The 13556-nt window shown below is 42.8% G+C and carries 11 protein-coding genes and 1 pseudogene; 5 read left to right on the forward strand and 7 right to left on the reverse strand.

Annotation, left to right across the window (positions count from 1 at the left end):
• The first annotated feature begins 128 nt into the window (after window positions 1-128).
• Window positions 129-1892, forward strand: coding sequence for an alpha-glycosidase (locus tag ABEV15_RS05900; RefSeq protein ID WP_498852645.1), 1764 nt, complete (start codon window positions 129-131; stop codon window positions 1890-1892).
• On the opposite strand, the gene ABEV15_RS05905 is transcribed toward ABEV15_RS05900, so the two are convergent.
• On the reverse strand, window positions 1876-2724 hold the full coding sequence (locus ABEV15_RS05905) for a helix-turn-helix domain-containing protein (RefSeq protein ID WP_498852646.1): 849 nt from the start codon (window positions 2722-2724) through the stop codon (window positions 1876-1878). The genes ABEV15_RS05900 and ABEV15_RS05905 overlap by 17 nt on opposite strands.
• Window positions 2725-2847: 123 nt before the next feature.
• On the opposite strand from ABEV15_RS05905, the gene ABEV15_RS05910 reads away from it, so the two are divergent.
• Window positions 2848-4191, forward strand: a complete 1344-nt coding sequence (locus ABEV15_RS05910; RefSeq protein WP_498852647.1) for an MATE family efflux transporter — start codon at window positions 2848-2850, stop codon at window positions 4189-4191.
• 34 nt (window positions 4192-4225) lie between these two features.
• Here ABEV15_RS05910 and asnB read toward each other — a convergent pair whose 3' ends face one another.
• Window positions 4226-6076 carry an asparagine synthase (glutamine-hydrolyzing) gene (asnB, locus tag ABEV15_RS05915; protein WP_498852652.1) on the reverse strand — a complete coding sequence of 617 codons (1851 nt, stop codon included), beginning with the start codon at window positions 6074-6076 and terminating at the stop codon, window positions 4226-4228.
• 124 nt (window positions 6077-6200) lie between these two features.
• Here asnB and ABEV15_RS05920 point away from each other — a divergent pair, with 124 nt between their 5' ends.
• Entirely contained in the window at window positions 6201-6722 is a 522-nt protein-coding gene (locus tag ABEV15_RS05920; RefSeq protein WP_498852648.1) for a DUF2777 family protein, read from the forward strand.
• Here the strand turns inward: ABEV15_RS05920 and ABEV15_RS05925 are convergent.
• Together ABEV15_RS05925 and ABEV15_RS05930 are read right to left on the reverse strand one after the other, a co-directional pair.
• Window positions 6716-8659, reverse strand: coding sequence for a putative bifunctional diguanylate cyclase/phosphodiesterase (locus ABEV15_RS05925; protein ID WP_429631338.1), 1944 nt, complete (start codon window positions 8657-8659; stop codon window positions 6716-6718). The genes ABEV15_RS05920 and ABEV15_RS05925 overlap by 7 nt on opposite strands.
• A gap of 113 nt (window positions 8660-8772) precedes the next feature.
• Entirely contained in the window at window positions 8773-9129 is a 357-nt protein-coding gene (locus ABEV15_RS05930) for a YisL family protein (RefSeq protein ID WP_429631537.1), read from the reverse strand.
• A gap of 151 nt (window positions 9130-9280) precedes the next feature.
• Here ABEV15_RS05930 and ABEV15_RS05935 point away from each other — a divergent pair, with 151 nt between their 5' ends.
• Window positions 9281-10471: an ornithine--oxo-acid transaminase gene (locus ABEV15_RS05935; protein ID WP_429631336.1), complete on the forward strand. Its 1191-nt coding sequence runs from the start codon at window positions 9281-9283 to the stop codon at window positions 10469-10471.
• Window positions 10472-10493: 22 nt separating this feature from the next.
• On the opposite strand, the gene ABEV15_RS05940 is transcribed toward ABEV15_RS05935, so the two are convergent.
• Complete coding sequence (locus tag ABEV15_RS05940) at window positions 10494-11357, reverse strand: fumarylacetoacetate hydrolase family protein (RefSeq protein ID WP_498852649.1); 864 nt, start codon at window positions 11355-11357, stop codon at window positions 10494-10496.
• Window positions 11358-11542: 185 nt separating this feature from the next.
• Here ABEV15_RS05940 and ABEV15_RS05945 point away from each other — a divergent pair, with 185 nt between their 5' ends.
• Window positions 11543-11722 (forward strand): aspartyl-phosphate phosphatase Spo0E family protein, encoded by a 180-nt coding sequence (locus tag ABEV15_RS05945; RefSeq protein ID WP_498852653.1) that lies wholly within the window; start codon window positions 11543-11545, stop codon window positions 11720-11722.
• 5 nt (window positions 11723-11727) lie between these two features.
• On the opposite strand, the gene ABEV15_RS05950 is transcribed toward ABEV15_RS05945, so the two are convergent.
• Together ABEV15_RS05950 and ABEV15_RS05955 are read right to left on the reverse strand one after the other, a co-directional pair.
• The gene (locus ABEV15_RS05950; protein WP_498852650.1) at window positions 11728-12837 is read right to left on the reverse strand and encodes a DUF418 domain-containing protein; all 1110 of its coding nucleotides are present in this window, start codon (window positions 12835-12837) and stop codon (window positions 11728-11730) included.
• Window positions 12838-13138: 301 nt separating this feature from the next.
• Window positions 13139-13410: pseudogene (locus tag ABEV15_RS05955) on the reverse strand (AMP-binding protein); the annotation flags it as partial.
• Window positions 13411-13556 lie beyond the last annotated feature (146 nt).

Genomic DNA, 13556 nt, shown 5'->3' on the forward strand with positions numbered 1-13556 from the left:
ACTTCCGTTGATTTTACGCTTGACATAAAGGTTGTATACGCTTCTGTAAAAGAGAAAAACGGGAACACCTAAACATGTGACAAAAAGCGCAATCGATTGCGCGTAAAATTGAGAGGAGTGGTTGAAACATGTTGAAAGAAGCGATTTACCATCGTCCAAAAGATGCGTTTGCTTATGCATACGACGAACGAACGCTACATATTCGTTTGCGGACAAAAAAAGACGATGTCGATGCTGTATATTTGTTATTTGGCGATCCGTACGTTTGGAAAGATGGCGCATGGCAGTTTGAAAAACAACCAATGCAAAAAAGCGGTTGTGACGCGCTATTTGATTATTGGTTTATCGCTGTGCAGCCCCCGTATCGCCGCCTGCGCTACGGTTTTGAGTTACATGCTCAAGGCAATATGCTCATATATACGGAAAAAGGTTTTTACGAAGAAGCGCCGACGGACGATACCGCCTATTATTTTTGCTTCCCGTTTTTAAATCGTGCCGACGTCTTTGACGCACCTGCTTGGGTGAAAAATACAATATGGTATCAAATTTTTCCTGAACGATTCGCTAACGGCAATCCGCGCTTAAACCCGCCAAATACACTGCCATGGGGAAGCGTGGAACCAACGACAACGAGCTTTTTCGGTGGCGATTTCGAAGGCATTATTGAACGATTAGACTATCTTGTCGAACTCGGCATTAACGGCATTTATTTTACACCTATTTTCAAAGCACCATCGAACCATAAATACGACACGATCGACTATTTCGAAATCGATCCGCAATTTGGCGACAAACAAACATTTAAACGTCTCGTTCATGCGTGCCATCAAAAAGGCATTCGCGTTATGCTTGATGCAGTATTTAATCATAGCGGCTATTATTTCGCTCCGTTTCAAGATGTATTGAAAAACGGTGAGAAATCACGCTATAAAGATTGGTTCCATATTCGTGAATTCCCGCTTCAAACCGAACCAATTCCAAATTACGATACGTTTGCGTTTGTGCCACAAATGCCGAAATTAAATACAGAAAACCCGGAAGTGAAACAATATTTATTAGATGTCGCAACATATTGGATTCGCGAGTTCGATATTGACGGCTGGCGGTTAGACGTTGCAAACGAAGTCGATCACCAATTTTGGCGCGAGTTTCGCCAAGCGGTGAAAGCGATCAAACCGGACGTTTATATTCTTGGGGAAATTTGGCATGATGCAATGCCGTGGCTACGCGGAGATCAATTTGACGCCGTGATGAACTATCCGTTTACAAACGGGGCGCTCAACTACTTTGCGAAAGGAAACGTACGTGCAAGCGAATTTGCTTATACGATCGTAAATGTGTTGCATAACTATCCGCACAACGTAAACGAAGTCGCGTTTAACTTGCTCGGCAGCCATGACACGCCGCGCATTTTAACGCAATGCGGTGAACAAAAAGAAAAAGTGAAGCTCATGTTTACATTCCAGCTTTCTTTCAGCGGCTCTCCATGCATTTATTACGGCGATGAAATCGGCTTAACTGGCGGCCAAGACCCGCTTTGCCGCAAATGTATGATATGGGAAAAAGAAAAGCAAGACCGCGATATATTCGCACACGTACAAACGCTCATTGCGTTGCGCAAACAGTATCGCGCCTTGCGATTTGGGGAATTTCATGTGTTAGAAACAAACGATGAAACAAATCATATCGCTTATGTCAAAACATACGACGATGAGACGATCGTTTGCGTATTAAACAATGCGGAAACACCGCTTACATGGACCGTTCCATTTTCACTTAAAGACAAAACGATCACAAATCTTTGGACGAACGAGTTCCTTACAAAGCAAACGATGACAATTGAGCCGTACGGATTTCTCATGCTACTTGTACAGCCTACGTCCGCTGTATAAAACGACGATACTCGCTCGGGGTCATCCCTTCCATTTTTTTAAATACACGAGAAAAATACGCACCATCTTCAAATCCGACTTGTTTTGCAATCGCCGCGACCGTCTCATTCGTCGCGGCTAATTTTTTCTTTGCCATCTGCAGTCGATAATCGTTTACATATTGCAGCGCACTCATTCCAATCGTTTTTTGCATGCAGCGCGAAATGTAGTCGGGATGAAGACGAAGCGCATAAGCAAGATGCTCCATTTCAAACGGTTCATCATAATGGCGGTGAATATATTCCATCGCTTCTCTACATACATGCTCGGCAGCTGTCGGAATATGAAGCGTTTGTTTTTGCAATTGAACGATCCATTGTGCAAATAACAGCTGTTGCGCCAACGAATGATCCGGTGTTTGTTGCTCACGAACGATATGTTGCAACATCGTCTCCATTCCTATTTGTTTTAACTTTCCATATTGTGGAATAAACAGACGATATTGCGCATAATCGACATACGTCGCCTCTCGTTCGATAATATCGCCCCATCCGTATGGCTGTTTTTCCACGCGCTCGTATTGCGGGACCGAAAAATGAACCCAAATAAAATATGTATCCTCATCACAAGGCTCATGTCCATAATGTTCAAACCATGGACATAAAATGACGTATTCCCCCTCACGGACAGCGAACGTTTCTTGTTGTTCCGTCATATATAATGTCCCTTTTTGCACATACAGTAAATCAAATACGGAAAACGTGCGACGAAAATGTTTCATTCCTTTGCGAAACATCGCTTCGCCACCTTTAATAAAAATCGGAAATGGCGGAACGGAAAACGATATATACATCCAATTCCTCCTTCAAGTCGGAAATGTATAAAAGTCATCGCCTTTTTCTCTTTTCATCATTATATCCAATCTATTAAACTAAAAACAGTTTGTAAGTCGGAAATTGTAAAGGGGTTGTCTTGTTTGGCAAAAAAACTTTCTTTATTTGCGCTCACATGGCCCATTTTTATTGAATTGACGCTTCACATGTTGACCGGTAATGCCGATACGTTTATGCTTAGCCACTACACAGATGAAGCGGTTGCGGCAGTCGGTGTAGCAAATCAACTATTGTCTATGGTCGTTGTCATGTTTGGTTTTATTGCGACCGGAACATCGATTTTAATTGCACAATATGCTGGGGCAAACGATGAAAAAACAGCTTCTTATATCGGAGCGGCTTCCATTTGGGCGAATTTGTTATTTGGCATCGCATTAAGTGTTGCGCTTGGGGCAGGAAGCGATTGGCTTCTTCACTTGATGAATGTACCGCATGAGCTGATGGCTGATGCGCGCGCGTATTTATGGATTGTTGGCGGCTTTTTATTTGTGCAAGCGCTCATTATGACGCTCGGCGCCATTTTGCGCAGTTACGGTTTTACACGTGATATGATGAATATTACAATCGGGATCAATATATTAAACATTATCGGCAACTATTTCGTGTTGTTCGGACCGTTTGGCTTACCTGTTTTAGGTGTAGAAGGCGTCGCTTGGTCAACGACCATCAGCCGAATCATCGGTCTTGTCGTTGGATTTGTTGTTGTGCTGAAACGCCTCCCGTACCCTCTTCCACTTTGGGCGAAAGAGGCGCTTTCATTTACTTACGTCAAACAATTATTAAAAATTGGTGTTCCATCAGCTGGCGAACATGTCGCTTACAATACGTCACAACTTGCGATCACATATTTTATTACAATGCTTGGCACAGAAGCGTTAACGACAAGGGTATATACACAAAACATCATGATGTTTATTTTTTTATTTAGCGTCGCCATCGGGCAAGGCACACAAATTATCGTCGGACATCTTGTCGGTGCAGAACGTTTCCAAGAAGCATATACCCGTTGCTTGCGGAGTTTGCGACTTGCAATTATCATTTCGTTTACGATGGCAGCGTTGTTTTCCGTCTTTTCCGATCAATTGTTTTCCATTTTCACAAGCAATAAACGGATGATTGAAACAGGCGGGACGCTCATTTTACTTACGATGCTTCTTGAACCTGGTCGTTCGTTTAACCTTGTGATTATTAACTCCCTCCGCGCTGCTGGCGATGTGAAATTTCCCGTCTATATCGGCATCGCTTCGATGTGGGGCGTCAGCGTCCCACTCGCTTACGTGCTTGGCATTTTATTCGATCTCGGCTTAGTCGGCATCTGGCTCGCCTTTACAGCGGACGAATGGCTGCGCGGCTTGCTCGTCTATTGGCGCTGGAAATCAAACGTATGGCGCACAAAATCGTTCGTCAAAAAGGAAGCGACAGCTTAAAAACCCGAACAACGACAACGTTGTTCGGGTTTTCTCAGTTTTCTTTTAAATGAATGTTATAATGCTCAAACCATTCATGAAACTGAATAAAATACGCTAAAAGTTGCGGCCCAGACATAAGCTGGCCAAACCATGGGATGCGGAACGAGTTTCCCTTTGTCTCAACTAGTTCTTTTAACTTCTTTTCATCAAACAATTCATATAAGACGGACGAACGATTCGTTAAAATCGTCCCTAACCGTTCAGCAACGATGTCGGTATAACGCGGATGGTGCGTTTTCGGATACGGACTTTTTTTCCGATACAAGACGCCATCTGGCAAAATCCCTTCCAACGCTTTACGCAAAATGCCTTTTTCACGATTGTTGTGCATCTTCATCTCCCACGGAACGTTCCATACATACTCAACGAGGCGATGATCGGCAAACGGCACGCGCACTTCTAAACTTGCCGCCATGCTCATTCGATCTTTTCGATCTAAAAGCGTCGTCATAAACCAAATCATATTTAAATAAAATAATTCACGGCGGCGCGCTTCTTCTGCGCTTTCTCCGTCTGCGTGAGGAACTTCACGAAGCGTTTCTTTATAACGCATATGCGCATACTCATGAAGCGGCAGTTTTTCTCGCCACGTTTCATTTAAAAGATCAAACCGTTCATTTAACGACCGCATCCACGGAAATCCGTCGCGCTCAAAATCTTCTTTTCTATGAAACCACGGATATCCCCCGAAAATTTCGTCGGCACATTCCCCCGACAAACTAACAACAAACTGTTGCTTAATTTGCCGACAAAACCAGAGAAGCGACGAATCGATATCCGCCATGCCTGGCAAATCGCGTGCGATCACTGCCGCTTTTAACTCATCGGCTAACTGTTGTTGCGAAATGACACACGTATGATGAACGGTTTGAAACGCATCGGACATTTGTTTAATCCACGGTCCGTCGCTGTTCGGTTGAAATGCGTTCGCTGTAAAATATTGTTCATTTTCTTCATAATCAATGGAATACGTATGAAGCGGTCCTTTCCCTTCTCGTTCAAACGCCTGCGCAGCAATCGCTGTAATGGCGCTCGAATCGACGCCACCAGACAAAAACGTACAAACAGGGACATCCGAAACGAGTTGACGCGTAATCGCATCAATGAGCAACGTCCGAATATGTTCCACGGTCTCATCAAATGAATGCACGTGCGGTGCGCTTTTGACGTTCCAATATCGCCATTGACGCACGCCATGTTGGGCAACGATCATCGCATGAGCCGGGCGCAGTTCATGAATCGTTCGAAATACGCCATGTCCCGGGGTGCGTGACGGACCGAGCGCTAAAATTTCGCATAAACTTTCGCGATCAATTTCCGCTCGAACGTTTGGATGCGCTAAAATCGCTTTAATTTCCGAAGCGAATAAAAACTCTCCTTGTTCATGACGATAAAAGAGCGGCTTCACTCCTAAACGATCGCGCGCTAAAAACAAATGACGGCGCTCACCATCCCAAACCGCAAATGCAAAAATGCCGTTTAAATGATCGACACATTGTTCACGCCATTCCATGTATGCGGTAAGCAACACTTCTGTATCGGAATGCCCTTGAAACGTATATCCTTTTTGCAATAACTGTTTGCGAATATCTTCTGTATTATACAGTTCGCCATTATAACAAATCGTATAGGCATAACCGTTTTTTATTCGCGTCATCGGCTGGACGCCGCCTGCTGGGTCGACAACGACAAGCCGCTTATGTCCAAATGCGGCATGGTCGTCAAGCCAAACGTTTGTATCATCAGGCCCTCGGAAAGAGAGCGTATTGGCCATCTTGAGCACCGTTTCTTTCTCTTGACGTAAATGACGCCCAAAATGAACCCATCCGGTAATTCCACACATGTCAATCATTCCCTTCTGTTGTGAACAAGTATGAAGCATGCTTTTATTTTATGCATCGTTTAGATAAATGATGAGTTGTCTATAATGGCGTACGGAGGGAATTGATACGAAAGGAGTGGAACAAATGGATCGCCTTGCATCATTACGCACACAAAAACGAGCTTACATCTACGGTGTCGTTGAACAAGTAAATGGCGAATGGGTATTTTTTGACGAAGATGATGAAGCGCATGAACTAACAAGTTTGCCAGAAGAAGTGGAATTGTTTCGCTTTGGTCAATGGATCAAAGGGTGGCTCGGAGAACATGGAGACATATATATATCAGAACGTTATGTATTAAAAAACGGTGATCGTCTTCGCTACATGAAACCGTTGTCGCACGCATACGAACAATGGCTTGCTCAGCTAACCGATCACGCGTTTTTCCATTTTATTCATTTAATAAACGAGTGGAATTTCTCGGTGTACGACTGTTTGTATTGTTACAACTATATGTTATTTGCTGAAAAAGGGGTTAATTTTTTAATGTTTGATAACTCGGTTGACATGTGTAGTGTTCACCATTATTTTGACGAAAAACAACATCGCTTTGAACTGACGTTACAATCAGGGAAAAAAGTGATCGGTGTCCAACTCGATTATTGAATGACCACGTTCCCTTGTAACACTTGTTGTTCAAATTGTTCCGCAGAAAGCGGCTTAAAAATTGCATACCCTTGCGCATAATGACATTTTAATCGTTTCAACAATTTCATTTGTTCATCCGTTTCGACACCTTCTGCGACAACTTTTAAACACAAGCCATGTCCCATCGTAATAATAGATTTGACGATCGCAATATCCGAACGGTCTTTATGAAGTTGGTAAATGAACGATCGGTCAATTTTTAACGTGTTAATCGGCAAATCTTTTAAATAACTAAGCGAGGAATAGCCTGTCCCAAAATCATCAATCGACACGTGTACACCTAGTTGTTGCAGCTGTTTCATCACCTGAATGCTGTAATACATATTGCGCAGCATCGAACTTTCCGTTAATTCTAAATGCAAACAATGCGCAGGCAGTTGCGATTGCTTGAGCGCTTGTTGGACGTCTTCAAAAAACGTCGGATGCTGAAATTGCGTCGCTGAGACGTTGACAGAAATCATTAACGAATCAAAGCCGAGATCGTGCCATTTTTTCGTTTGCATGCACGCTTCTGTTAACACCCACCGCCCGAGATCGTGAATAAAGCCAATTTCTTCTGCAATCGGAATAAAATCAAGTGGAGAAACGAGCCCAATTTTCGGATGTTTCCAACGCAACAACGCTTCGCTCCCAATAATTTTTCCCGTCATTAAATCGAGAAGCGGCTGATAAACGAGAAAACATTCGCTTTTTTCGAGCGCTTTTCGCAAATATCGTTCAAGCTCGACGCGATACATCACTTGTTCGTTCATTTTTGTGGCGTACAACTTCACGCTGTTGCCGCCTTTTTGTTTCGCCCGATTGACCGCTGTATCCGCATTTTTTAATAACGACTGCGCATCGACCCCATCCGTTGGATAAAAGCTTACACCGACACTTGCGGTTAAGAAAAACTCTTTTTCTTCGTACACAATTGGCGAAGCGATATGTTGGAGCAGTTTTTTCGCCCATTCAACGACCGTTTGCACATCCGTTTGTTTTGTCAACAATAAGCTAAACTTATCTCCGCCAAAACGGCCTAAATGCGCGCCAGATGGCAATATGTTTTTTATTCGCTCCGCCATTTGCTTTAATATTTCATCCCCACCGTAATGACCGATCGTATCGTTTACCATTTTAAAACGATCCATATCAATAAATAAAACAGCAAGTGTACTGCCTGTTTCTTTCGCTTTGTCAATTGCGTTTTTCACGATATTTGTAAATTGCAGCCGATTCGGTAGCCCCGTGTCGCTATCGTGATATGCGATATATTTGATATGTTCTTCTGCGCGCTTTTGTTCGGTAATGTCGCGTCCGATTCCATAAATGCCAACCTTTTTTCCGTCAACGATAATCGGAACGTTTTTAATTTGGAATAAATACACTTCTCCTGATTTCGATGGAATTTCTAAATTGTATTGTTGCACCTTTCCTTTTAACGCGCGATAAAAATAGCGGCGCACGCGCGCAATATCTTCTTTTTTGATGTAATCAAGCGAGTTTGTATGCAAAATTTCGTCTGCCTTATACCCAAACACGCGCTCAAACGCAGGATTGACGCTTGTGAAATTGCCTTCTAAATCGGTGGAATATACAATGTCTGGATTATGTTCAAATAAAGAGCGGTAATATTGTTCAGATAGCTTCATTTTTTGACGTATCTCGTCCATATTTGCTCGATAATCGTCAAAAACGAGGGCACAAATGATGGCATGTTCCGATGCATCCCCAATCATTGGAAACAGTTGTGCTTGGGGCAAATGATGTTGCACGTACCGTTCGACTTGCATGCGAAACGAAGGAGAAAGCGAAGAAACGAAAATCGTTAGTTGGTCATACTCATATAATCGAGAGTCGCTCACCCATCGTTCCCAATCGGCAAACGTTTTACAAACCGTTTGAAATAATTTCATCCCCTTTTTCCCACTCTTTCTTTCTCTTTATATTTTTAGAATTATCACTTAATCTTCATTATAGCACATTTTCATATGGTAGAAAAAGATAAAAGTTGGCGAATATGCCAACTTTAAGAAAAGAATGAAAAACCAAACGGCAACTTAAATCCAAGATATAGTGCGACCACGAACGCTACAAAAAACTGAAGCCAAAGAATATTCGTATTTTTTCCTTTCGCTGTCCGAACGAGAATCATTTCCATCGTTCCAATCACCCATATCCCAACGATCACTTTAATGATATAAAGAAATGGGAAGGAGGACATGCTATGTAAAATCCACGCTCCTGTCGCAATAATGAACACGTAAAATAGGCGCAACAACATGTGTAACGTTTTTGTTTTTTCATGTCCTTTCGACTGTAAAACAATCGCAACGACAAATAAAATAAGCGCAACAACCCACGTCGTAATATGTGCATGTGTCATAATCATGCTCCTTTCTCTTTCAAATTCATATATGTCTATCATAGCACGTCCATACAACAATTGAAAAAGAAAACGCTCGCCTTTTCTATTTACTTTCTGTATTCACTTCAAGTATGTTATATATGTGACCGTCGAAATAGGAGGGATTAACGTGAAAACAGCACAAATCATTGAATTAACAGAAAAATACGGTGCAAATAACTATCATCCACTTCCAGTCGTCTTATCGAAAGGCGAAGGTGTATGGGTAGAAGATCCTGAAGGTAATCGTTATATGGATATGTTAAGTGCTTACTCAGCGGTGAACCAAGGACATCGCCATCCGCGCATCGTGCAAGCACTTATTGAACAAGCAAATAAAATTACATTAACATCGCGAGCATTCCATAACGACCAGCTCGGTCCATGGTATGAAAAAGTTGCGAAATTAACAAAAAAAGAGATGGTTTTACCGATGAACACGGGCGCTGAAGCGGTCGAAACAGCCGTAAAAGCAGCGCGCCGCTGGGCATATGACGTAAAAGGCGTTCCTGCGGATCAAGCCGAAATTATCGTTTGTGAAGATAACTTTCACGGTCGGACGATGACAGCGGTGTCGATGTCATCTAATCCAGAATACAAACGCGGATTCGGTCCGATGCTTCCGGGCATCAAAGTCATTCCGTTCGGCGATGTAGAGGCGCTAAAACAAGCGATCACTCCAAATACAGCCGCATTTATTTTTGAGCCAATTCAAGGAGAAGCAGGCATTAACATTCCGCCAGAAGGATTTTTAAAAGCCGCATACGACGTATGTAAACAACATAACGTTTTATACATTGCGGACGAAATTCAATCAGGACTTGGCCGCTCCGGCAAAATGTTTGCGTGCGATTGGGAAGAAGTTGAGCCAGACATGTACATTCTCGGCAAAGCGCTCGGTGGGGGCGTATTCCCAATTTCATGCGTAGCCGCAAACCGCGACATTCTTGGTGTATTCAATCCAGGCTCGCACGGATCGACGTTCGGTGGCAACCCGCTTGCTTGTGCCGTTTCGATCGCTGCGCTTGATGTTATCATAGAAGAAAAATTGCCAGAGCGCTCATTTGAGCTCGGTCAATACTTCCAAGAAAAATTGCGCGAAATCAATCATCCAGACATTAAAGAAGTGCGCGGCAGAGGATTGTTTATCGGCGTCGAATTACACGTCCCTGCGCGTCCGTATTGCGAAAAACTGCAACAAGAAGGGCTATTATGTAAAGAAACGCATGACACAGTCATTCGTTTCGCACCACCGCTCGTTATTACAAAAGAAGAGCTCGATTGGGCAATTGAAAAAGTGAAAAAAGTATTTGAACAGTAAAAAGCTGGGGTATCCCAGCTTTTTACTTTACCCGATTGCGCAACGTTCCAATTTGTTCAATCGTTATTTCAATCACATCACCCGACTGTAAAAAGCGCGGAGGCGTCATGCCTTTTCCGACTCCTGCTGGTGTTCCTGTCGCAATAATGTCGCCCGGCTCTAACGTCATCCCTTTCGATAATGTTGCGATTATCGTCGGAATGTCAAAAATAAATTGTGCCGTCGTTGCCGATTGTCTCACTTCACCATTGACTTTCGTTTCGATATGTAACGCATGCGCATCCGAAATAGCGGAACGATGAACGATCCAAGGTCCCATCGGACATGATGTATCTAAACTTTTGCCGAGCAAATATTGTTTATGTCTTTCTTGTAAATCGCGCGCTGTTACATCGTTTATAATTGTATAACCAAACACGTAATCGAGCGCCTGTTCTTTCGGGATCGCTTTCCCTTTTTTCCCAATAACAATCGCAAGCTCTCCTTCATAATCGAGCTGATCGGTCACATCCGCATGGCGTAAAATGTCCGCCTCATGCCCGATGACCGCCGTTGGCGCTTTTGAAAATACGATTATATTTTCCCGATCAGCCTCACTGCCCATTTCTTGCGCATGATCCGCATAATTTTTCCCGATACAAAAAATATTTTTCGTCGGACGCGGAATCGGAGCAAGAAGCTGTACGTCGCAAAGCGCATACGTCCACTCCGGTCGCACACGTTCTAGCACAAGTTGCACTTTTTCAATAAACGATTCACCAAGTTCTATGCATTCGATCATCGTATGCGGCATCGTTTCATCTGCTTTCGATAAATGGACGATCACGTTTTCATGTACAGCTCCAACAAACACATCTGATCCGACGTGCGCTGTAACAAATTTCATGTTCTCATCCCCTTTTTCGTATGATCGAACATCATTATGTTCTCTTTTTTATAACTAAACTCCTTTGAAAAAAATCATTTTCCAACACATTATCCTATTTCCTTTTTCTTCAGAATATGTATAATAGTTTATACATACAGTTGTTTACAGCTTTTTAACGAAAGTGAGAAATGTTGGTGAATCTTATGTCTCTTTCCCTCATCGAAAAGAAAAGACGCCAATTAATTGAATTGGCGCAAATGTACGGTTTTTCGGCGAAAGAAACGATCCAATGCAGTCAAGAGCTCGATGAATTGTTAAATAAGCATTTAAAAGAGGCCGTGTTTTCTCATAAAGAAAAAGAGGACAAGCCATGTACGACATGATTCATTCATGTCGTTTTCTTTTTTCCATACGTCATCCATCGCCATACGCGCTCCAGCGGCCCGATGCGATGTCTTTTCAACCACCAATGACTCCAACATATTTGCATGACATATACACCGAGCGCCACAGCGAGCGCTTGTTTTGGCGTTACTTTCCCATATAATCCGAAGCCGTAAGAATAAAAAATCATTGTACAAATAATTGATTGCATCAAATAGTTTGTGAACGCCATTTTGCCGACAGGGGCAAAAAAATGAATCACTTTCGCTGATACAAATGAGAAGGCGGTCAAATAAAATAAAGCGAGGGCAGGTCCACCAATCATATCTTGGGCATACGTTGTGACGATATTTTTTTCGATATATGGCAATAATTTAAACGCCATGCCGACGACGAATGAACCGATGCACCATTTTTGAATCGTTTCGCGATGTTGTGCCACATGATGAAACCATTTTTCTTTTGCAATATATGCTCCAAATAAAAAAAATGGCAAAATCGTTAAAACAAAAATGAATGTTTGGGTCAACGAATTGACGTATAGCCAATCAGCTACCCGTTGCATAAAAATTTGTTCCCACGTGCCTTGTTGATAATTTGCGATCGCCTGCTTTGCCAGCTCTGGCTCCGAAAAATCGACATCACCACTTACTTTCCACATCAGCCACATGAGTATCGTTGAACCGAAAGCCCAACTGCTCCAAAGCGAAAGCGCCCAGTTACGTAACGTGTTTGCGCTCGCTTGAAAAAACGGAAAAAGAAACAACCCGACGATCGCATACCCGATTAAAATATCGCCATGCCAAATGAAAAACGCATGAATGACGCCAAATAACAACAACGCAAGCAAACGGCGCAAAAAAGTCACTCGAAATCGTTCGCCACCTTTTTCAAGCATCATCCACGCTCCCCAACCGAACAACAACGAAAAAAGCGGATAAAAGCTCGCTTGCGCAAATAGATCAACACCCATAAGCAACAAGCGATCAACATCATCGTTCGCAAATACTGAAGCGTCGACATACATCGTCGGAAGTGAAAAATCGAGAACGTTCACAAGCAAAATGCCAAGCAACGCCACCCCACGCACCGCATCCATCGTTGAAATACGCATCATCTTCCTCCTTTTCCATTTCAGCGTAAAGAAAAAAGAGCCGCCTGTCAATCGACAACGACTCCTCCTCGTTAATTCAAATATCTCCCCATTTTTCCGAGTGATTGCCAATATTCGTTGCGCAAATACACTTTTTTTGGATTTTTCCTGATGCCGTTTTTGGCAATTCTTGAACGAATGTCATACCGCTGAACCTCCCGATGGCTAAAGCCACGGGGTTCTTGTGTACTATAGAGCTTCTTCCATACCTTCGCATGGATACTGACTCTAATTCCACAAGACTTTCATGGGCAAACACCTTTGGTTTTAAGCGAATATTAAGCGGCACCATGATCGCTCCTGTTTGAAATACGCCGTAAAATCCTTCGAGCATTTCTAACGTATTTGGCGCTAAATAAGCGACACGGTCCCCTTTTTTACCCCTAAAGCACTTAACCTGTGAGACAATTGATTGACGCGCTCATTGAGCTCACGATATGTAAACGATCTTCCTTCGCTAATGACGCCAATTTTGTCTCCGTAAAGCGACACGGCACGATCTAAAAAATGAGTTAATACTAATGGAACGTCCATCCCCAATCCCCCTTATTTTCATGTCTAAAAATTATTATTTTTCAGAAATATTATAATACATCTTTCTTTTTATGGAGCACATTTCTTTCATTGTTTTCATATGATTGGGTAAGGGAAAGAATGAGGGAAAGGACGATGGCCATGCC

Source organism: Bhargavaea massiliensis (assembly GCF_050480245.1).
In the GTDB taxonomy this organism is placed as follows: Bacteria; Bacillota; Bacilli; order Bacillales; family Anoxybacillaceae; genus Anoxybacillus.